The following is a 19727-nucleotide window of genomic DNA, read 5'->3' as shown; positions in this document are numbered from 1 at the left end:
CCGTTGGACGCCGAGGACTTCGCCGGGGACCTGTTCCTCGCCCTGGCCACGCAGGGCCGCCTGGAGCTGGACGCGGCGGTGGCCGACGAGGCCGTCGCCGGGCTGCGGCGCACGCTGGACGTCGTCGTGGACCGGATGCGAATCCTGCGGGTGTGGGAGGGTGGGGCCCGCCCCGCCGTGTGCGACCTGCCGCCGGGGCTCGCCCAGGCCGTGGTGGACGTCGTCTTCGCCGAGCAGCTGACGCCCGGCCGGCTGGAGCACGCCGCCCGGGAGCTACCCAAGTACATCGAGGCCCTCCGGCTCGCCCGCCGGCCGCCGCGGTGAGCCGCCCGCCGGGATCGTGAAGGGTTCGTGAAGACGCCCTGCCGACACTTGGTCGCGTGCCGAGTCACCGGGAGGTTGTTGTGGAACAGGTCAGGGTCGCCGTGCACACGACGGATCCGCTGAGCCGGGCCGGCGTCGGCGACTACCTGCGGCATCGTACCGAGGTGACCCTGCTCGACGACGGGCGGCAGGGCGAGGCCGACGTGCTGCTCGTCGTCGCCGACCGGCTCACCACCGACGTCGTGGCGGTGCTGCGGCGCAACGCGGCCGCAACCGGCGCGCCCACCGTCCTGATCGCCAACGAGATCAGCCAGGCGGAGTTGATCACGGCGGTCGACTGCCGGGTGGTGGCGATCCAGCCCCGGGCGGCGATCACCACGGACCGGCTCGTCGACAGCCTGGTGGCGGCCCGCGACGGCGGCGGGGTGATGCCCCCGAACCTGGTCGGCGAGCTACTCAAGCACATCGAGCGGCTCCAGCGCGACGTGCTCACCCCGCACGGCCTGACCGCCTCGGGCCTGAACGCGCGGGAGATCGACGTGCTCCGGCTGATGGCCGAGGGCCTGGACACCAACGAGATCGCCAGCCGGCTCTGCTATTCCGAACGCACCGTCAAGAACGTCATCTACGGCTTCACGCACCGCCTCAAGCTGCGTAACCGCTCGCACGCCGTCGCGTACGCCCTCCGTGCCGGGATGATCTGACCGCTGCCGTCGGTTGCGGGTCGCCCCCGCGTCGCGGCTCGTGCGCAACGGCGCCGGGTCCCTGCTGCTCCCCGCACGAGCGGCGGGCCACCAGTGCCGGGTCAGAACCGTTCGAACCGGAACGCGGCCAGGGCGTCGTCCTGGTTCTCGCCGAGCGCCTCGGCGGCGACCAGGTCACCGGCGTGCACGCTCAGGGTCGCCCCGCTGTGTGAGACGGCGAAGTGGAAGTTGGGCAGGTCGACCACGCGGCCCAGCACCGGCAGGCCGTCACCGGGGATGGGGCGCTCGCCGACCCGCACGCTCTCCACGACCACGTCCCGCAGCCCCGGGTACAACGCGCGGCCGGCGGCGAGCACCCTGTCGACCGCCGGTTGGTCGACGCTGATCTCGCCACTGTCGTCGAGGTGCGCCGCGCCGTCGATCTCATGGGTGTGCAGCAGGAGCCGTCCGCCGCCGTCGGGGCGCAGGTGCACACCCGGTGCGTGGACGACGCGGGACACCGCGACCGCGGCCGGGGACGTGTAGACGAGCACGCCACGGGTGTTGCGCATCGGCAGCGTCAGCCCCGCCAGGCCGGCGATCCGGTCGGCCCCCGGCCCCGCGCAGTTCACGACCGCGTCCGTGACGATCTTCCGCCCCGAGGCGAGGTGCACGGACCGGACCAGGCCGTCCGCCACCTCGAGGCCGGTGACGGCGTCGTCGCGCACCAACTCCGCGCCGGCGACGACAGCGGTCGAGAGCAGGTGGCCGATCAGCCGGGTCGGCTCGATCCAGCCCTCCTGCGGGAAGTAGGCGATCCCGTCGTCGGGCAGCTCGGCGGGGTTCATGTCCGGTTCCAGGCGCAGCGCCTGCGCCCGGGTGAGCCAGCGCGCCTCGTACCCGTAGTCGAGGACGCCTTCGACCTTCCGGCGCAGTTTCGCGCGCCCGGCCTCGTCGTCGGCCCATTCCAGGTTGCCGCCCTCGTGGTACCAGTCGCTCAGTGGCACCTCGGCCGCCAGCCTGCGGTGTGCCGCCATGCCCGCGACGCTCAGGTCGTGGTACGGCCGGGGCTGCTTGCCGCAGGAGTTGGTCCAGGAGAACGTCGCGCCGGAGGTGCCGCCGGCCGGCGCCGCCGCGTCGACGACGGTGACGTGGGCACCGCGCCGGGTCAGCGCGGCGGTCACCGCCGCGCCATAGACGCCGGCGCCGATGACGACTACGTGCTCAGCCATGATGATCTGGGTTCCGTTTCTCTCCGGGGGCAGGTCGGGTCGCTGACGGGGTCAGCGAGACGGCGTGCACCTGTCGGGTCGTCCCGAACAGTCCGATGTAGAGCTCCGCCACGGACGCGTACGCCCGCCGGACCCGTTCCGTGTCCACCACCCCACCCTAAGGCGATTTGACACCCCCGATAGATAACAGTTATCTATTACCGGTCGACGGAGGGTGGGGCCGGGTGCAGGACGTGGTGCTGGCCATGCTGGCCAAGGAGCCGGCGTACGGCTACGACCTGCGCAGCCGGTTGCGGGCCGCGCTCGGCCCCCTCGGCGAGACGATGAACGCGGGGCAGATCTACGTGACGCTGACCCGGCTGGCCAAGGCGGGGCTGGTGACCTCGCAGCGCGTCGAGGGTCTGCCGGACCGGCCCGACCGCCGGGTCTACGCGTTGACCCCGGCCGGGCAGCAGCGGGTCGCCGCCTGGCTGGCCGAGGTGCACTGGCCGAGGCCCGACCTCACCGAGTTCCACCTCAAGCTGGTGGCCGCCGCTGCCGCCCGGCTCGCCGATCCGGTGGATCTGGTCGACGCGCAGCGGCGTGAGGTGCTGCGCCGCCTGCGCGACGCCCAGCGGGCCGCGTTGGACCGGGCGGTGGATCCCGTCGTCGGGTTGCTGTTGGAGGGGGTCGTGTTGCGGCTGCGGGCCGACCTGGAGTGGCTGGAAGCGTGCGAGCGGACCTGGACCGGGCATGACCAGGCCGGGCAGAAGGGAAAGCGATGACCGAGCGCAGCGGGGGCACGCCGGGTGGCGCCGCATGACCGGGCCGGCGCTGCTGCGGGCACGCGCGGTGAGCAGGTGGTACGGCCGCGACAGCGCCCTGGTGCGCGCGGTCGACGACGTCGACCTGGAGGTGCCGGCGGGGCAGACGCTTGCCATCATGGGTCCCAGCGGCTGCGGCAAGTCGACCCTGCTGCACCTGCTCGGCGGGCTGCAACGCCCCACCCACGGCGAGATCGTGCTGGCCGGGCACCGGATCGACGCCATGAGCGAACGCGCCCTCGCCCGGCTGCGGCGACAGCACATCGGCTTCGTCTTCCAGTCGTTCCACCTCATGGACGAGCTGACCGCCGTGGAGAACGTCGAGCTGGCCGCCTTGCTGGCCGGGCGGTCTCCCCGCCGGGCCCGGCAACGCGCCCTGCACCTGCTGGACCGGGTCGGGCTCGCCGACCGCGCCCGGCACCTGCCGTCGGCGTTGTCCGGCGGGCAGCGGCAGCGGGTCGCGATCGCCCGGGCGTTGAGCAACGAGCCGCTGGTCGTGCTGGCCGACGAGCCCACCGGAAACCTGGACAGCGCCGCCACCCTGGAGGTGCTGCGGCTGTTCGAGGAGCTGCGCGCGGCGGGGCAGACGCTGGTGGTGGTCACCCACGACGCGCGCATCGCCGCGGTCGCCGACCGGGTGATCTCGATGCGGGACGGGGCGTTCGCCGACGACAGCCGGTTCGCCGCCGGCACCGCCGGCCGCGCGGGCACCGGCACCGTCTACGGCGGGGGGCGCTGACATGACGGGGCGTCTGCTGCTCGTGTGTCGGCTGATGGCGCGGGACCTGCGCCGACGCCGCGTCGAGACCGCACTGCTGCTGCTCGCCATCAGCGCCGCGACCGCGACGCTGACCCTCGGCCTCACCCTGAACGACGCGCTCGCGAAGCCGTACGAGCGGACCCGGGCCGCCACCGCCGGCCCCGACGTGGTGGCGACGCCGGCCGCGTCGGGCCCGGCGGCCCTGGCCGCCCTCGCGCCGCTGGCCACCGCGCCCGGCGTCACCGCGCACAGCGGACCGTACCCGATCGGCTATCTGATGCTGACCGCCCGAGGACGGACCGTGCAGGCCGTCGTCCAGGGCCGCGACGACTCCCCGGCGGCCCTGGACCGGCCGGCGGTGACCGGCGGCACCTGGGTGCGCCCCGGCGGCGTGGTCGTCGAGCACGCCTTCGCCGCCGCCCTCGACATGCGCATCGGCGACACGGTCAGCATCGACCGCCACCCCCTGCGGGTGGTCGGGACCGCGGTGACCGCCGCCCGCGCCGTCTACCCGCGCGCCGACTGGCGCGCCGATGCGGGCAGCCCTCTGACGGAGAGCGCCGGCCTGGTCTGGGTCGATCGCGGCGAGATCGCGGCGCTGGCCGGCGCACGGCCGCTGTCGTACGCCCTGAACCTGAGATACGCGGACCCGCACGTCGGCACCTCCTTCACCCACAAGCGCGAAGACGGAATCGAGTACACGAGCTGGACAGGGATCGCCGAGGCGAACGGCAGGCTCGTCACGGGGGCGCGGCTGGCCCTGCTGGTCGGCAGCTGGCTGCTCACCGCCCTCGCGGTGGTCGGCGTCGCCAACATCGTCGCCGGCCGCATCGCCGACCAGCGTCGCCGGGTGGGGCTGCTCAAGGCCGTCGGCGCCGGACCGGCCATGGTCGCCGCCGTCCACCTCGCCGAACACCTCGTCGTCGGGCTCGCCGCCGCCGGCACCGGCATCGCCGCCGGCTGGCTCGCCGCGCCGGCGCTGACCGACCCCGGCGCCGGGCTCCTCGGCGCCACCGGCACCCCGCCACCCGGGCTGCGCGCCGTGGTCGCCGGCACCGCCCTCGCCCTCGCCATCGCCGCCGCGGCGACGCTGGCACCCGTGCTCCGCGCCGCCACCACCGACACCGTCCACGCGCTGGCCGACGCCGCCACGCCACCCCGGCGGCGCGGATGGCGCGTCTGGCTGTCCCGCCGGATGCCCACCGCCCTGCTGATCGGGGTACGCGTCAACGCCCGCCGCCCCCGCCGCGCCCGCCTCGTCATGGTGAACACCCTGATCACCACGACCGGCCTCGCCGCCCTGCTCATGGGCCTGCGGCAGGACCGGCAGGTCGGGCTCGGCGGGGCGGAGCTGGCCAACCCCCGCGACGCCCGGACCATCCAGGCCATGCTGCTCGTCATCGGCGTGCTGTGCGCCCTCGGGCTGGTCAACGCCATCGTGAGCACCTGGACCGCGGTCCTCGACGCCCGCCACCCCCTGGCCGTCGCCCGCACGCTCGGTGCCACGCCGGCGCAGGTGACCATGGGGATGGCGGTGGCGCAGCTCCTCCCCGCGACGCTCGGCGTCGCCGTCGGGGTCCCGGCCGGCATCGGCCTGTACCTGGTCGTCAGCGCGGGCGAGCAGCGGTACGCACCCGTCTCCTGGCTGCTCGCCATGGCCTGCGCGGTGCTGCTCGCCGTCGCCGCGCTCGCCGCCGTCCCCGCCCTGGCCGCCGCCCGGCGGCCCGTCGCCGACGTCCTGCGGTCCACCCCGGCCTGACCGGCCGTCGCGACCGCCCACCGCACCCGGTTGAGCTATAACGACCTGATGGGAACAAGGCCGACGCTCGTCGTCGTCAGCGGACCGTCGGGGGCGGGCAAGACGACACTCGCCCACCTGCTCGCCCGGCGGATCGGGTGCCCGGCGATCTGCCGGGACGAGATCAAGGAGGGCATGGTCCACGCGGCCGGCGACTTCGTCGCCGCACCGACCGACGAGCTGAGCCTCCGGACCCTGCCCACGTTCTTCGAGGTGCTGCGGCTGCTGTTGACCGCAGGCGTCACGACGGTCGCCGAGGCGGCCTTCCAGGACCGCCTCTGGCGCCCCGGCCTGCAGCCGTTGCTCGGGATCGCCGACGTCCGGGTGGTGCACTGCCAGGTCACCGCGCAGGCGGCCTTCGACCGCGTCCGGCGACGGCAGGACGAGAACGCGATCCGGCGGGCCCACGCCGACGCGTACCTCGGTGACCGGCAGACCCACGCCCTCGGCCACCGGGGCTTCCAACCCGTCCGGCTCGCCGTGCCCGAATTCGAGGTGGACACCAGCGACGGCTACCGCCCGGGGCTCGACGAGATCGCCGCCTTCGTGAACGCCGGCCGATGAGGCGCTGCCGCCCGCACGCCGCACGGAGGGGAGGTCACAGGTCGATGAGCCCCTCGGCCAGCAGATCGCCCCACAGGGCGTCGGGCACCGGCGTGGCGGCGAGCTGCACGTTGCGGTCGACCTGTTCGGCGTTGCCCGCGCCGAACAGCACGGAGACGACGGCGGGATGCCGCGCCACGAAGGCCATGGCCGCCTGCGGCAGGCTCACCCCGTGCGTGCGGCACACCTGCGCGATCCGCACCGCCCGGGCGTACGTCGCGTCCGGCACCGGCCCGTAGTCGTAGGTCCGGCCCGGTGGCTCGGTGGCGAGGATGCCGCTGTTGAAGACCCCGGCGACGAGCACACCCACCGCCCTTTCCCGGCACCGGGGAAGCAGCGTACGCGCCGCCGACTGGTCGAGCAGGGTGTAACGGCCGGCGAGCATCACGGCGTCGATGTCGGTGTCGGTGACGAACCGCTCCAGCATCTGCCACTGGTTCATCCCGACGCCGATCGCGCCCACCACGCCCTGGTCGCGCAGCTCGTGCAGGGCCGGGTACGCCTCGTCGACCGCCTGCCGCCAGTGCTCGTCCGGGTCGTGGATCAGCACGACGTCCACCCGGTCGAGGCCCAGCCGGGCGAGGCTGGACTCCAGCGACCGGCGTACCCCGTCGGCGCTGAAGTCCCAGCGACGCGCGTGGTCGGCGGGCACGTCGAACCCGCCGGCGTCGTCGCGCAGGTGCGCGGTCTGCGGCGACGGCACCAGGATCCGGCCGACCTTCGTGGAGACCGTGAACTCCGCGCGGGGCCGGCCCGCCAGCGCCGCGCCGAGCCGGCGCTCCGACAGGCCGAGGCCGTAGTGCGGGGCGGTGTCGTAGTAGCGGATGCCGGCCTGCCACGCGGCCTCGACCGCCCGGCGGGCCGTGTCGTCGTCGACCGCCCGGTACAGGTTGCCGATCCCGGCCGCGCCGAACCCCACTGCGGTGACCGGGGCCGACGAGCGCCCCAGGCGGGTGGTCCTCATGACGTCTCCTCGTTGCCGGGTCGGGGGTGGGTGCCCGGCGGGGGGCCTCCGGCGGCGGCCGGCCGGACGCGCAGACCGTGCACGCCGCCGTCGACGGCGAGCACGGTCCCGGTGGTGGAGGCGGCCAGCGGGCTGGCCAGGTAGGCGATCGCGGCGGCGACCTCGTCGGCGGCGACCAGCCGGCCCATGGGCTGGCGGGCCCGCAGGGCGGCGAGCTCGGCGGCCGGGTCGGCGGCGGAGTCGAGCAGCCGGCGCACCCAGGGGGTGTCGGCGGTGCCCGGGTTGACGCAGTTGACCCTGATCCCCTCCGCCACGTGGTCGGCGGCCATGGCGAGGGTCAACGCCTGCACGGCGCCCTTCGTGGCGCTGTAGAGCGCCCGGTCGGGCAGACCCACGGTCGCCGCGATGGAGCAGGTGTTGACGACGGCCGCGCAGGCGGAGGCCCGCAGGTGGGGCAGGGCCGCCCGGGTGACCCGGACGATGCCCACCACGTTGACGTCGAAGACCCGGTGCCACTCGTCGGACGGATTCGCCTCGACGGACCCCTGCGCGCCGACGCCGGCGTTGTTGACCAGGATGTCGATGCCGCCGAGGTGGTGGGCCGCGGCGGCGACGGCCCCGGTCACCGACGTGTCGCTCGTGACGTCGCAGCGCAGGCCGTGCAGCGGGGCCGGCACCCCGAACGGGTCCAGGTCGAGGCAGGCGACGGCCGCCCCCCGCCCCGCGAGCATGCGGGCGGTGGCCAGGCCGATGCCGGAGGCACCGCCGGTCACCACGGCGGTCAGTCCGGTGAACTCGCCGGTCATGACTCTCCCCACTCGGTCCGGACGCGGCCGTCCCGGCCGGCGTGGTCGCTCATCGTCTCCTGTCGAAGCATCGCACCGAAACCCCGGCGACGCAGTCACCACCGGTCGCCCATTTCCCATGCCCCAGGGGGGTTATCGTGGTGACGCCCTCCTCCCACCAGCGATGGAGACCCCGGTGTCCCTGCACAAGCTCGGCTTCCTCACGATCGGCCTCTTCGACGAGGCGGATCCCCTGGCGGGCCACGAGGCGACGCTGAGCCTCATCGAGCTCGGCGAGCAGCTCGGCTTCGACAGCGCCTGGGTGCGCCACCGCCACCTCCAGTTCGGCATCTCCTCGCCGGTGGCGGTGCTGGCGGCCGCCACGCAGCGCACCCGCCGCATCGAGCTCGGCACCGCGGTCATCCCGCTCGGCTGGGAGAACCCGCTCCGCCTCGCGGAGGACCTGGCCACGGTGGACGTCCTCTCCGGCGGCCGGTTGAACCCGGGGGTCAGCGTGGGCCCGCCGATGCACTACGACCGGGTGCGGCACGCACTGTATCCGGACACCGGCGACGCCGAGGACTTCGGCCACACCCGGGTCCGCCGGCTACTCGACCTCGTACGCGGGGAGCAGGCCAGCGACCTCGACGGCGTCGAGGGGTTCGAGGCGTACTCCCGCCGGGTGCAGCCGTACTCCCCCGGCCTGATCCACCGGATGTGGTACGGCGCCGGCAGCCTCCGGTCGGCGCGCTGGGCCGGCGAGCAGGGCATGAACCTGCTGACCAGCAGCGTGGTCAAGGCCGAGGAGGCCACCGACTTCGACGACATCCAGCTCGCGCACATCCGCGCGTACCGGGCCCACCACCCGGCCGGGCCCGCCGCCCGGGTGTCGCAGGGTCTGGTGGTCGTTCCCACCGACAGCGCCACCGCCGAGCAGCGCGCCCGCTACGAGGAGTACGTCCGCCGGCGCACCCCCCGGACGGCAGCGCCGCAGGGGCCGCAGCGGATGGTGTTCGCCCGCGACCTGATCGGGCCGTCCGACCGGATCGCCGAGGAACTGGCCTCCCTCGCCGCGTTCCGGGAGGTCGACGAGGTGGCCTTCGCCCTGCCCTTCACCTTCGACCACGCCGACTACGTGCAGCTGCTCACCGACATCGCGACCCGGCTGGGCCCCCTGCTCGGCTGGCACCCGGCGCGCTGACCGCCGCCCCCCGGGACAGGGCAGGCCCGTCGGGCGGCCTAGAGCGGGAAGCGGCCCTGGCGCCACTGCCAGTGGCGGCCGGCCGTCAGGTGGTCGACGACCGCGCGCTGGAGCGCGGTGCGGCGCGGCAGCCGGTCCAGCGGCGTGGTCAGGGTGCGGAACACGAACCGCAGCACCTCGACGTCGGCGTCGAGCCCTTCCGGCTCCTCGTAGGGCTCCAGCTCGAACCTCCGCTGGAACCGCACGATGTTGGAGCTCTCGGGCAGGTATTCCCGAAGCTGCGGGTCGAGCAGCCACGAGCCGCAGGCGAACGCCGTGTAGCGCTCGTCGGGGAAGTGGCGCGGGAAGAACGCGCGGGCCTCGTCGAGCGACACCGCGACCGCCTCCGGGGTCAACGGCCCCGAGTCGGGGATGTGCAGGCCGATCGCGCCGTCGCCCCGGTGGTGCTGCAACCGGCCCAGCTCGTAGAGGCCGCCGCGCACGTGCAGCGTCAGCCAGCTCTGCATCACCGGCCAGCCCTCGCCGCGCATCCGCCGGTCGACCGCGAGATTGCGGCCCAGGTCCGCGAGGGTCGTCCACGACACGGCGTCGGCGATGCCGTGGTCGCGGTGGTAGCCCCTGACGACGTCGACCAGCGCCAGGTAGGCGTAGCCGTAGAGGTGCCGCCAGGCGGGGCCCCGGTCGCGGGGCAGCGCCGGGCCGGGCGACAGCCAGCCGTGCCCCCCGAGGTCTGCGCGGACCAGGGCGGTCGAGCGGTCGAGCAGCCAGCGCAGCTCGGGTGTCCACAGCGGAGAGTCGGCGTCCGGCCAGCCGGCCATGATCTCGGCGGCGTCGTCCGGGGGCACCGCGAGCCGGTCGAGGATGGCGGGCGCGTCGGCCCTCGCGGGCAGCGGCGCCGACGGCCCGTCCCCGGCGAGCCGGTGCACGCGCTCGACGTCCTCGACGGGCACCCCGAGCCGGGCGGCGATGGCGGCGAAATCCACGCCGACGACGCTACCGGCCGCCGGACCGCCGCGACAGTCCGGCGACGACCGGCCCGCGCGACAGGTGGGGGCGTGGCCGCTCCGGCCGCCCCGGCGGGCCGCTACGGTGATCGCCGTGGCGGGCTGGGAGAGGACGGGACCGGGGGGCACGAGCCGGTCAGCGCCGGTGCTGCGCCGCCGGGTCGAAGCGGGCGACGAAACGCCGCTGCCACGGCGTCTCCACGGCCTGGGGCAGGTAGTGCGCGCGGACGTAGGCGACGGCCTGGGCCGGGGGCACGCCGTCGAGGATCGCCAGGCACGACAGCCCCGTCCCGGTGCGTCCGAAGCCGCCCCCGCAGGCCAGCTCGACCCGTTGCGTGCCGGCCCGGTCCAGCGCCTCGCGCAGGGCGGCCGCGAAGTCCGCGCGGTCGGCCGGCAGCCAGAAGTCGCGGCAGCGGACCCACCGGCTGTCCCACGGCACCGGCTCCGGCGGGGCACCCACCAGGTAGACCCCGAACTGCGGCTCGGGCCCGTCCGGCAGCGGGTTCCGCAGGCCACGGCCACGCACCAGCCGCCCGGACGGCAGTCGCATGACGCCCGGCGCGCTCGGCTGCCAACCGGCTTCGGTCATCGCCACACCTTCCCCACGGCCGGCGTCAGCGCCGGGCACCGCCCGGTCGACGCCGGTCGCCGCCGGCGGCCCGGTGGCCGACGCGGGGAGCCTGCACCACCGGGGAGTTGCCCCGCCCGGGGCGGGGGCTTCGCGCCGCGTCGGCGACCATCTCGTCGGGGTCGTCACGGAGCGCCTGCCGGATGTGCGGCGGGACCAGCTCCGACGTCGCCACCGCCATCCGCACCTGCACCGACCGGTCGTCGACCAGGTGCCGCAGGTCCGCCTCGGTCAGCTCGACCGCGAGCACCAACGCGACGCGCACGTCCGCCACGGGGTCCCGGGCGAGCGCGCCACGCTGGGCGGTGCTGGTCCGCGGGTTGCGGGCGAGCCCCCGGCGTACGCGCGCGGTGCGGTCGGCCAGCAGGGCGGTGATCACCTCGGGGTCGTGGGTGTGGGTGGCGAGACGTTCCCGCACCTCGGGGGAGACGTCGTCGACCAGCCGCGCGGCCAGGTCGGGCTCCAGTTCGCGCGACTCGGCGAGGAGACCGCGAAGCTCCTTGTCGTGGGCCTGCGCCATCACCCGGCGAACCGACTCGTCGCAGGCCGGATTGCCGGCGACCGCCCAGCGGACCCACCGGTCGGCGTCCTTGACCAGCCGCACCAGGTTGCCGACCGAGGCCGAGGGGTTCCTCGCCACGGCCTCCCTGACCTGACGGTCGTGGTCCCGGGCCAACGGCCGCAGCGCCTGGGCGGGCGCGTCGGTGCGGCCCGCGACCGCCCTGCGGACCAGGGGCGACGGGTCGGCCGCCAGGTCGATGAGGGTCAGCTGGGGCGTCTCGGGGTGCTGGGCGAGGGCGAGCCGCGCCTCGGCGCTGTCACCGTCCGCGCCGTCCGCGAGAGCGCCCGACCCACTGCGGCGGTGGGGCCCGCCGACGTCCCCCTGGTTTGCCATGGGCGCCATCATGTCACGGGCCCGTCCGGGTACGAAGTTCGTCGGCCGGGCGGCGGGCGGGCGCCTCAGAACCGGTCCCGGGTTCCCAGGAGGGCGTGGTGCGCGGCGCGACGCCAGGGCTTGAGTTCGGTGTCGATCGCGGCCCAGCGGGTGTCGTCGACGCGGAGGGTCCCGTCGACGTCGGGCAGGGCCTCGATCAGCCGCATCCGCAGGTCCTCGCTCGGGTGGGTGCTCCACAGGTCGGTGGCCCGCCGGCTGACCTGACGGGCCAGCGGCAGCTGGACGGCCAGGCGTTGCCGGGCCTCGGCCGCCAACTCCTCGAGCTGCTCACCGTCGATGCGGGGCGCCAGGTGCCACAGGTCCCGCCAGATCCGGTCGGCGAGCAGCACCGTCTCCGACGAGCGGAGGAAGGGCGCGGTGCCGGCGACCCGGCGGGCGACCAGATCGGCCCGGTACTCGGCGCGGCGGCTGTCGGGCATCGCGACGCTGTCGACGAGCAGCTGCATGGTCGCGCCGACGACGTTGACCAGGGCGATGGTCGCGTGGACGGCCATCCCGAGGAGGACCACCAGGCCGCTCTGCCGTTCGGCCAGCGAGTCCGCCGTGCCGAGGGCCCGCCGCCATGGGTTCCGCCCACCGGTGGCCGCCACCGCCCGGGCGCCGAACGTCCTCGCCGGCAGCGTCCACCGCACCCGCAACGGGTCGCCGTTGGCGAGGTGACCCAGCTCGTGGGCCAGGACCGAGACGCGGGCGGCCCGCGGCAGCATCACCCAGAGGGGGATGCCGATGACGAGCACCGACCGCTGGCGCCACCCCAGCTGGGCGACCCCGGCGTTGATGCTCAGGTCGGCGCAGATCACGTCAGGCACCGGCGTTCCGGCGGCGTCGGCGACCTCGCGCACCAGCCGGTGCAGCTCGGGGGCCGCGCGCTCGGTGATCAGGCCATGCCTGGGCACCCGCCCGAACGAGGGCTTGACCAGCAGCAGGACGAGCACGGCGGGGATCGCCAGGACCAGCCGGATCCCCGGCGACAGGTCGCTGGCGACCACGAGCCAGCCGAGGTGGCCCAGCGCGGCCACCCCGAGCAGGGCCAGCACCACGGAGACCGCCAACAGCCAGACCTCACCGGTCGACGCACCGGCTTCGCGCCCCTGCGGGTCGGCCAGCAGCTGCTCGTGCGTCGACCGGTCGAGCTTGAGCCCGCGCCGGAATCCCCATCGGCCGATCGCCCTGGTGCCGCGCCAGGGAGCCAGGGCGACGTCGTAGACCTCCAGGTTCCACCGGCAGGCGGGGCACCAGGAGACCGTGCCCACCTCCGGCGGAACCAGGTCGTGGGCACAGGACGGACACCTGCTCGGCGTCCCCGTCGTCGTCGGCACGACGCCGGAGTCTATAGCGCGGCGCCTGCGGATCCAGGCGTGGCGATCAGACGGGTCGCGTCGGGCGCGCCGAGGTAGCCGCCGGCACCGGCCGGCGGCTACCGTCCACTGCGGCGGGCCGGCGTCACGCCGGTTGGCCCCAGACGACGGCGACGCTGTTCGGGTCGGCCGGACTGTAGCGGACCGCCACCGTGCCGCCGGGCCGGAGTTGACCGAGGTACACCGGCGGCACGAGGCCGGTGTGCGTGGCGGGGAACGGCGGCCGGTCGGCGGGGGTGACCATGAGCCGGATCTCGACGAGGGGGGCGTGGTTGACGTACCCCCCGGTCTGGCGGAGCCCGACGATCGTGGCCGTCGCCGGCGTGCCGGTCGTGGCGAGGTGGGCGGTCGCCTGCTGGCCGGCCAGTTGCTGGCGCATCTGCTGCATGGCCGCCAGCCCCTGGCGCAGCTGGGCCCCCGGGTCGTAGGTGCGGTCGATCTCGTCGGCCTGGCGGCGCAGGTCCCGCAGCGAGCTGAGGAATCCCATGGTCAGAGCTGCGCTTCCTGGTAGAGCCGGCCGAAGTGGGTGGCGAGCTGCATGTCGCCCCGCATCCGGGCGTTCCACCCGGCGACGGCCGCCGGCCAGGTGGCCGGGTCGACGCCGAGGGTGGCCGCGTACCGGGCCATGCCGGCCTCGTCGAGGCCGCGGGTGGCGGCGGCCTTGGACGCCCGGGCGTACAGCTCCAGGCCGACCCCCTCGATCGGGGTGAGGCGCGGGTCGCCCGGCGGCACGTCGGCCGGCTGCGGCACCGCCACGTTGCCGTAGCCGGCGACGCCACCGCCGTAGCCGGGGCCGAAGCCGCCGGCGGCCTGGGCCTGGATGGCCTGCTGCTGCAGGGCGCGGGCCTCGGAGATCATCGCGGGAGCCGCCTCGACGACGTTCCGCATGTCCTTGAGCTGCTTGAACAGTCCCATTGCCGGGTTCCTTCCCTGTCGGCGCCGGCGCGGTGCCGGCGGTGCAACCAGTTCACGCCACGGCGCGGCCCGGCACCTGAGTAGCCGCTACTCATCCCCTGTCCAGGCCGTTGCTCAGCCGTCAGGCGGCACACACCCCCCAAAGCGTCCTAGGACAGATCCGGCGGCGGGTGGCCGGCCGATCACTGCGGCCCGCCCGCCTCGGTGAGCCGGCCGCCGGCCAGCCGGAGCCAGCGGTCCACCCCGATCGCGGCCAGGAAACGGTCGTCGTGGCTGACCACGACGAACGCCCCCCGGTACGCCAGGAGCGCGCTCTCCAGCTGGGCCACGCTGGCCAGGTCGAGGTTGTTGGTGGGCTCGTCGAGCAGCAGCAGCTGCGGTGCCGGCTCGGCGTTCAGGACGCACGCCAGCGTGGCGCGCAGCAGTTCGCCGCCGGACAGCACGCCGACCGGCAGGTGGGCGCGGGCGCCCCGGAACAGGAAGCGGGCCAGCAGGTTCATCCGGTCCGCCTCGCTGCGCGAGGGCGCGAAGACGGCGAGGTTGTCGGCGACCGTCCGGTCCGCGTCGAGCAGGTCGAGGCGCTGCGACAGGTACGCCACCCGGCCCTCCGCCCGCGTGACGGCGCCGGAGACCGGCTCCTGGTGGCCGCCGACCAACCGCAGCAGGGTGGACTTGCCCGCGCCGTTCGGCCCGACGAGGGCGACCCGTTCGGGGCCGCGGATGTCCAGGCCGACGCCGTCGCCGGCGAAGACCGGACGCCCGTCGTAGGCGGCCTGCAGGGCCTCGCCGTGGAAGACGGTGCGGCCGGCGGGCACCGTCGTCTCCGGCAGGTCGAGGGCGAGGTGGTCGTCCCGGCGGGCAGCCGCGCTCGCCTGGTCCAGCCGGGCCTGCGCCGCGCCGAGGCGCGCGGCGTGCACGTCGTTGGACCTGGCCGCCGACACCTGCGCGTCGCGCTTGAGGTTGCCGGCGACGATCCGGGCCAGCCCCGCGTCGGCCAGGTTGCGCGAGGCGGTGGACGCGCGGCGGGCGGCCCGCTCGCGGGCCTGCTGGAGCTCGCGCTTCTGCCGCTTGACGTCCTGCTCGGCCTGCCGTACCTGCCGCTCGGCGACCTCCCGTTCGGCCCGCACCGCCTGCTCGTACTCGGTGTGGTTGCCGCCGTACCAGCGGATCTCGCCGTGGTCGAGGGCGGCGATGCGGTCCATCTCGTCCAGCAGCGCCCGGTCGTGGCTGACCACGAGCAGGCAGCCGGTCCAGGAGCGGAGCACGGCGGTCAGCCGCGCCCGCGCCTCGCCGTCGAGGTTGTTGGTCGGCTCGTCCAGCAGGAGCACGTCGGGCCGCTTGAGCAGCTGGGCGGCGAGACCGAGGGACACCACCTCGCCGCCGCTGAGGGTGCCCAGCCGGCGGTCCAACGCGACGTCGGTCAACCCGAGGCGGTCGAGTTCGGCGCGGGCCCGTTCCTCGACGTCCCAGTCGTCGCCGACGGTGGTGAAGTGCTCCTCGGCGGCGTCGCCGGCCTCGATGGCGTGCAGCGCGGCGACGACGTGGTCGACCCCGAGCACCCGGGCGACCGTCTGATGCCGGGTGAAGGGCAGGTGCTGGGGCAGGTAGCCCAGCGTTCCCGCGACGGTGATGCTGCCGCCGGTGGGCCGGAGCTCGCCGGCGACGAGCCGCAACAGGGTCGACTTGCCGGCACCGTTGGGCGCGACCAGGCCGGTGCGGCCGCCGGGCACGGAGAACGACAGGTCCTGGAAGACGGGGGTGCCGTCCGGCCAGGAAAAGGACAGGGCGGAGCTGACGACATGACTGTCGGACATGGGGAACCTCAGCAGACAGGTGATCCGGGCGCGCACGCGCCGCCCGGCGTGAGCAGGGCATGACGACATGGGCGACGCGACGGCACGGGTCGTGCTCCGTCGGTCACCGCTGCGGGCTCTCACCCGGAGATGTCGTCGTCACCTGCCACGCTGCGCTCCTGTCCTGGCTACTCGCGCCAGGATAGCCCACCGGGCCGCCCCCGGGCCGCGCTCGACCCGCCGGGCCGGGTCGGTCAGGTCAGCTCGCCGGGGGCGCGGTGCTCTGCCGGACGGTGAGGGTCGTCGCCAACTCCAGTCGCACCTGGGCGCTGCGTTCCCCCCGCCCGAGGGCGAGCGCCAGCTCGGTGGCGGTGGCGGCCATCTCGACCAGCGGCTGGTGGACGGTGGTCAGCGGGGGGTCGGTCAGCGCCGCCAGCGGCAGGTCGTCGAAGCCCACCACGCTGAGGTCGGCGGGGATCCGCAGGCCGCGCTCCCGCGCGGCCTGGTAGACGCCGAGGGCCTGCTGGTCGTTGCAGGCGAAGATCGCCGTGGGCCGGTCGGGTCGGCCCAGCAAGTCGAGCGCGGCGGACCTGCCGTCGACGGGGTTCAGCCCGGTGTGGACGACCAGGCCGGGCTCCACCGACAGGCCCGACGCGTCGATGGCGGCCCGGTAGCCGTCCAGCCGGGCCCGGCAGCACAGGATGTGCTCCGGGCCCCCGATCATCGCGATGCGCCGGTGGCCCAGCTCGATCAGGTGGCGGGTGGCGGACCTTCCGCCGGCCCAGTTGGTCGCTCCGACGAACGGCACGTCGTCGGGCAGCTCGGTGGTGGGATCGAAGACCACGAAGGGGATCCCGCGGGCGCGTAGCTGGTCGTGCTGCTCCGCGCCGAGCTGGGCGACCACCACCAGGCAGTCCGGGCGGCGGGCGAGGGTGTCGTCGATCCAGTACCGGATCGCGTTGTGCTGCGGGCCGAACTCCGTCAGGACGACGCCGACCCGCTGCTTCCGGGCCGCCCGCTCGACGCCGCGGATGATCTGCAGGCCCCACATGTCCTCGATCTCGTCGAAGACGAGCTCCATCATGTTGCTGCGGGTGACGGGCGCCGACCGACGGTATCCGTGCTGGCTGAGGGCCGCCTCCACCCTGGCGCGGGTGTCGGCGGCGACGCCGGACCTCCCGTTGATCACCTTTGACACGGTCGGGATCGACACCCCGGCCGACCGGGCGATGACGGCGATCGTCACCGGCCTGGTCGAATCGGCGACCGAACCCGCCTCGTCGACCGGCTCGCCCGACTCGCCGTGCGTCAACCCGGCCTCCTCTGCAGCGCTCCCGCGACGGCCGCCTGCCACGCCAGTGCCGCGTGGCGGGCCACCAGCGTCGTTCCGCGCGCAAGGATAGCCGTTCGGCCGTCGCCCGACGGGCATCGATGGCTTTCCAGGCTCGATCTGAAAATTTCCAAAGTGGATCACCACGCGCTGGGGAGGCTTTCTCACCTGGCGAGGACCCGGCAACCCCGCCGCCCGCCGGCACCACACCCCGGGGGGAGCGAGCTTCATTGACGCACATCACCGGTTGACGTACCGTCGGGCCAGAAACTTTCGGCCTTGACGGACCGATCGTTTCCATTCGGGAGCCTCGAAGGCCGCGGCGGACGCCTGGGCAGCGTCCGCACACTCCGCATTCTCCGGTCGCGCGGGCGGGCAGCGCTGTTCGCCCGCGCGGCCCCGCGTACCCCCTCAACCGCCACCATGGCGAGGAGTCCCTGATGAGTTCGCAGTACCTCGGAAAGACGCGACGGCGGATCGGCCTGATCGCCGCCGCGGTCGCCACGCTGATGATGGCGGGCACGATGGTCGCCGGCAACGCCCAGGCGGCGGCCGGCTGCCGGGTGGCGTACGCGGTGCCGTCCCAGTGGCAGGGCGGCTTCACCGCCGACGTGTCGGTCACCAACCTCGGCGACGCGGTCAACGGGTGGACGCTGGGCTGGACGTTCCCGTCCGGCCAGCGGGTCACCCAGGCGTGGAACGCCACGGTCACCTCGTCGGGTGACCAGGTCACCGCGAAGAGCATGAGCTACAACGCGGCGATCGCCACGAACGGCTCGGTCTCCTTCGGCTTCAACGGCTCGTGGTCGGGCAGCAACACCGCACCGACCTCGTTCACCCTCAACGGTGTGGCCTGCACCGGGAGCGTGGGCGGCACGCCGACCCCGACCCCGACCAGCACCCCTCCCCCGTCCCCGACGCCCACCACCTCGCCGTCGCCGTCGCCGGGTGGGGACGCGATGGCCACGGTCGCGGCGATGCAGCCCGGGTGGAACCTGGGCAACACCTACGACGCCATCCCCGACGAGACCGCCTGGGGCAACCCGCCGGTGACCCAGGCGCTGCTGCAGAAGATCCGTTCGCAGGGCTACCGCAGCATCCGGATCCCGGTGACCTGGAGCAACCACCACGGGCCCGCGCCGACGTACACCCTCGACCCGGCCTGGCTGGCCAAGGTCCGGCAGGTCGTCGACTGGTCGCTGGCGGAGGGTCTCTACGTGTTGGTCAACCTGCACCACGACTCCTGGCAGTGGATCAACACCTATCCCGGTGACCGCACGAACGTGATGAACCGGTACACCGCGCTGTGGACCCAGCTCGCCACCACCTTCCGCGACTACTCGGCGAAGCTGACGTTCGAGAGCATCAACGAGCCGCAGTTCGCCGGCACGTCCGGGGACGCCGAGAGCGACGAGGTGCTGCGTGAGCTGAACGTCGCGTTCGTCCGCCTGATGCGCCAGTCCGGGGGCAACAACGCCACCCGGCTGCTCGTGCTGCCCACCCTCTACACCAACTCCAACCAGGAGCGGCTCGACGCGCTGACGGCCACGATCGACCAGCTCGGGGACCGCAACATCGCCGCGACCGTCCACTTCTACGGCTGGTGGCCGTTCAGCGTCAACATCGCCGGCGGCACCCGCTACGACAGCAACGTCGAGCAGGACATCGTCGACGGCTTCGACCGCGTCCAGCAGACGTTCGTCTCCCGGGGCATCCCGGTGATCGTCGGCGAGTGGGCGCTGCTCAGCTACGACTACACCCGGCCCGGGATCATCGAACGCGGCGAGCTGCTCAAGTTCTTCGAGGCCGTCGGCTACCACGCCCGGATCCGCAAGCTCACCACGATGCTCTGGGACGCGGGCTCGTTCCTCAACCGCAACACGCTGCAATGGCGGGACCAGGGCATCTACGACATGATGAAGGCGAGCCTGACCACCCGCTCCGCCACCGCCTCCTCGGACCAGGTCTACGTGCCCCGCACCGGCGCCATCACCAGCAAGTCGCTCACCCTGAACCTCAACGGGGCCACGTTCCAGGGCCTGCGGCAGGGCAGCACCAACCTGGTCTCCGGCACCGACTACACCGTCTCCGGCACCACCCTCACCCTGACCGCCTCGGCGCTGACCCGGCTGGTCGGCAGCCGCGCCTACGGCGTCAACGCCACCATCGAGGCCCGCTTCTCGCAGGGCGTGCCGTGGCAGATCAGCATCATCACCTACGACCCGCCGACCCAGGCGGCGGCCACCGGGACGACCAGCTCGTTCACCATCCCGACCCAGTTCCGCGGCGACCAGCTCGCCACCATGGAGGCCACGTACGCCGACGGCAGCCCGGCCGGCCCGGCGAACTGGACCCCCTACAAGGAGTTCTGGTCCAACTTCCAGCCCGACTACACGGCGAACACGATCATCATGAAGCCCGAGTTCTTCGCCGAGGTCAAGGACGGCCCGGTCACGCTGACGTTCCACTTCTGGAGCGGCACGAAGATCAAATACCAGGTGACCAAGTCCGGGACGTCGGTCACCGGCGCGCCCGCCTGACCCGCGCCCGGCAACAGGCGGGGCCCGCAGCCGGGCGGCTGCGGGCCCCGT

The 19727-nt window shown here is 74.2% G+C and carries 19 protein-coding genes; 8 read left to right on the top strand and 11 right to left on the bottom strand.

Going from position 1 to position 19727, the window contains the following annotated elements; translation table 11 throughout:
• The first annotated feature begins 3 nt into the window (after nt 1-3).
• Nucleotides 4-324 carry a hypothetical protein gene (locus tag LPU61_RS07455; RefSeq protein WP_229404522.1) on the top strand — a complete coding sequence of 107 codons (321 nt, stop codon included), beginning with the start codon at nt 4-6 and terminating at the stop codon, nt 322-324.
• A gap of 80 nt (nt 325-404) precedes the next feature.
• Nucleotides 405-1028, top strand: coding sequence for a LuxR C-terminal-related transcriptional regulator (locus LPU61_RS07450; RefSeq protein ID WP_229404521.1), 624 nt, complete (start codon nt 405-407; stop codon nt 1026-1028).
• Between the two features lie 101 nt (nt 1029-1129).
• On the opposite strand, the gene LPU61_RS07445 is transcribed toward LPU61_RS07450, so the two are convergent.
• A complete protein-coding gene (locus LPU61_RS07445; RefSeq protein WP_229404520.1) occupies nt 1130-2239 on the bottom strand; it encodes an FAD-binding oxidoreductase in 1110 nt (369 codons plus the stop codon).
• Between the two features lie 224 nt (nt 2240-2463).
• Between LPU61_RS07445 and LPU61_RS07440 the strand changes: the two genes are divergently transcribed.
• From LPU61_RS07440 to LPU61_RS07425, 4 genes are read left to right on the top strand one after another with little or no spacing between them, the layout of a single operon-like run.
• Nucleotides 2464-3003, top strand: a complete 540-nt coding sequence (locus LPU61_RS07440; RefSeq protein ID WP_043963030.1) for a PadR family transcriptional regulator — start codon at nt 2464-2466, stop codon at nt 3001-3003.
• A gap of 34 nt (nt 3004-3037) precedes the next feature.
• The gene (locus LPU61_RS07435; RefSeq protein ID WP_052503729.1) at nt 3038-3781 is read left to right on the top strand and encodes an ABC transporter ATP-binding protein; all 744 of its coding nucleotides are present in this window, start codon (nt 3038-3040) and stop codon (nt 3779-3781) included.
• A 1-nt stretch (nt 3782) separates the two neighbouring features.
• A complete protein-coding gene (locus LPU61_RS07430; protein ID WP_229404519.1) occupies nt 3783-5561 on the top strand; it encodes an FtsX-like permease family protein in 1779 nt (592 codons plus the stop codon).
• Between the two features lie 48 nt (nt 5562-5609).
• The gene (locus tag LPU61_RS07425) at nt 5610-6164 is read left to right on the top strand and encodes an AAA family ATPase (protein WP_082106284.1); all 555 of its coding nucleotides are present in this window, start codon (nt 5610-5612) and stop codon (nt 6162-6164) included.
• Between the two features lie 34 nt (nt 6165-6198).
• Here LPU61_RS07425 and LPU61_RS07420 read toward each other — a convergent pair whose 3' ends face one another.
• Both LPU61_RS07420 and LPU61_RS07415 read right to left on the bottom strand, forming a co-directional pair.
• Nucleotides 6199-7167, bottom strand: a complete 969-nt coding sequence (locus LPU61_RS07420; RefSeq protein WP_229404518.1) for an aldo/keto reductase — start codon at nt 7165-7167, stop codon at nt 6199-6201.
• A complete protein-coding gene (locus LPU61_RS07415; RefSeq protein WP_229404517.1) occupies nt 7164-7973 on the bottom strand; it encodes an SDR family NAD(P)-dependent oxidoreductase in 810 nt (269 codons plus the stop codon). The genes LPU61_RS07420 and LPU61_RS07415 overlap by 4 nt, the downstream gene beginning before the upstream one ends.
• A gap of 175 nt (nt 7974-8148) precedes the next feature.
• Between LPU61_RS07415 and LPU61_RS07410 the strand changes: the two genes are divergently transcribed.
• Nucleotides 8149-9153, top strand: a complete 1005-nt coding sequence (locus LPU61_RS07410) for an LLM class flavin-dependent oxidoreductase (protein WP_229404516.1) — start codon at nt 8149-8151, stop codon at nt 9151-9153.
• 38 nt (nt 9154-9191) lie between these two features.
• On the opposite strand, the gene LPU61_RS07405 is transcribed toward LPU61_RS07410, so the two are convergent.
• The 8 genes from LPU61_RS07405 to LPU61_RS07370 form a co-directional block, all read right to left on the bottom strand.
• Nucleotides 9192-10136 (bottom strand): acyltransferase domain-containing protein, encoded by a 945-nt coding sequence (locus LPU61_RS07405; RefSeq protein ID WP_229404515.1) that lies wholly within the window; start codon nt 10134-10136, stop codon nt 9192-9194.
• A gap of 157 nt (nt 10137-10293) precedes the next feature.
• The gene (locus LPU61_RS07400) at nt 10294-10746 is read right to left on the bottom strand and encodes a hypothetical protein (RefSeq protein ID WP_043963024.1); all 453 of its coding nucleotides are present in this window, start codon (nt 10744-10746) and stop codon (nt 10294-10296) included.
• 25 nt (nt 10747-10771) lie between these two features.
• A complete protein-coding gene (locus LPU61_RS07395; protein ID WP_077937354.1) occupies nt 10772-11680 on the bottom strand; it encodes a hypothetical protein in 909 nt (302 codons plus the stop codon).
• 65 nt (nt 11681-11745) lie between these two features.
• Nucleotides 11746-13059, bottom strand: coding sequence for a M48 family metalloprotease (locus tag LPU61_RS07390; protein WP_229404514.1), 1314 nt, complete (start codon nt 13057-13059; stop codon nt 11746-11748).
• Nucleotides 13060-13183: 124 nt separating this feature from the next.
• Entirely contained in the window at nt 13184-13585 is a 402-nt protein-coding gene (locus LPU61_RS07385; RefSeq protein ID WP_229404513.1) for a hypothetical protein, read from the bottom strand.
• A 2-nt stretch (nt 13586-13587) separates the two neighbouring features.
• Nucleotides 13588-14013 (bottom strand): hypothetical protein, encoded by a 426-nt coding sequence (locus LPU61_RS07380; RefSeq protein ID WP_229404512.1) that lies wholly within the window; start codon nt 14011-14013, stop codon nt 13588-13590.
• A gap of 182 nt (nt 14014-14195) precedes the next feature.
• On the bottom strand, nt 14196-15827 hold the full coding sequence (locus tag LPU61_RS07375; protein ID WP_229404511.1) for an ABC-F family ATP-binding cassette domain-containing protein: 1632 nt from the start codon (nt 15825-15827) through the stop codon (nt 14196-14198).
• 238 nt (nt 15828-16065) lie between these two features.
• On the bottom strand, nt 16066-17118 hold the full coding sequence (locus LPU61_RS07370; RefSeq protein ID WP_229404510.1) for a LacI family DNA-binding transcriptional regulator: 1053 nt from the start codon (nt 17116-17118) through the stop codon (nt 16066-16068).
• 458 nt (nt 17119-17576) lie between these two features.
• Here LPU61_RS07370 and LPU61_RS07365 point away from each other — a divergent pair, with 458 nt between their 5' ends.
• A complete protein-coding gene (locus tag LPU61_RS07365) occupies nt 17577-19676 on the top strand; it encodes a cellulase family glycosylhydrolase (protein WP_229404509.1) in 2100 nt (699 codons plus the stop codon).
• Nucleotides 19677-19727: the final 51 nt, after the last annotated feature.

The organism is Micromonospora sp. NBRC 110038, from assembly GCF_020884815.1.
Lineage (GTDB): Bacteria > Actinomycetota > Actinomycetes > Mycobacteriales > Micromonosporaceae > Micromonospora > Micromonospora haikouensis.
Note: the sequence above shows the minus strand (reverse complement) of the source record. Positions and strands in the feature narration are given on the sequence as shown.

Bases quoted from the DNA above. Each gene is read 5' to 3' on its own strand.
- LPU61_RS07445 (WP_229404520.1), bottom strand. From the start codon at position 2,239: ATGGCTGAGCACGTAGTCGTCATCGGCGCCGGCGTCTATGGCGCGGCG.
- LPU61_RS07435 (WP_052503729.1), top strand. From the start codon at position 3,038: ATGACCGGGCCGGCGCTGCTGCGGGCACGCGCGGTGAGCAGGTGGTAC.
- LPU61_RS07430 (WP_229404519.1), top strand. From the start codon at position 3,783: ATGACGGGGCGTCTGCTGCTCGTGTGTCGGCTGATGGCGCGGGACCTG.
- LPU61_RS07425 (WP_082106284.1), top strand. From the start codon at position 5,610: ATGGGAACAAGGCCGACGCTCGTCGTCGTCAGCGGACCGTCGGGGGCG.
- LPU61_RS07420 (WP_229404518.1), bottom strand. From the start codon at position 7,167: ATGAGGACCACCCGCCTGGGGCGCTCGTCGGCCCCGGTCACCGCAGTG.
- LPU61_RS07415 (WP_229404517.1), bottom strand. From the start codon at position 7,973: ATGACCGGCGAGTTCACCGGACTGACCGCCGTGGTGACCGGCGGTGCC.
- LPU61_RS07400 (WP_043963024.1), bottom strand. From the start codon at position 10,746: ATGACCGAAGCCGGTTGGCAGCCGAGCGCGCCGGGCGTCATGCGACTG.
- LPU61_RS07395 (WP_077937354.1), bottom strand. From the start codon at position 11,680: ATGGCAAACCAGGGGGACGTCGGCGGGCCCCACCGCCGCAGTGGGTCG.
- LPU61_RS07385 (WP_229404513.1), bottom strand. From the start codon at position 13,585: ATGGGATTCCTCAGCTCGCTGCGGGACCTGCGCCGCCAGGCCGACGAG.
- LPU61_RS07380 (WP_229404512.1), bottom strand. From the start codon at position 14,013: ATGGGACTGTTCAAGCAGCTCAAGGACATGCGGAACGTCGTCGAGGCG.
- LPU61_RS07375 (WP_229404511.1), bottom strand. From the start codon at position 15,827: ATGTCCGACAGTCATGTCGTCAGCTCCGCCCTGTCCTTTTCCTGGCCG.
- LPU61_RS07365 (WP_229404509.1), top strand. From the start codon at position 17,577: ATGAGTTCGCAGTACCTCGGAAAGACGCGACGGCGGATCGGCCTGATC.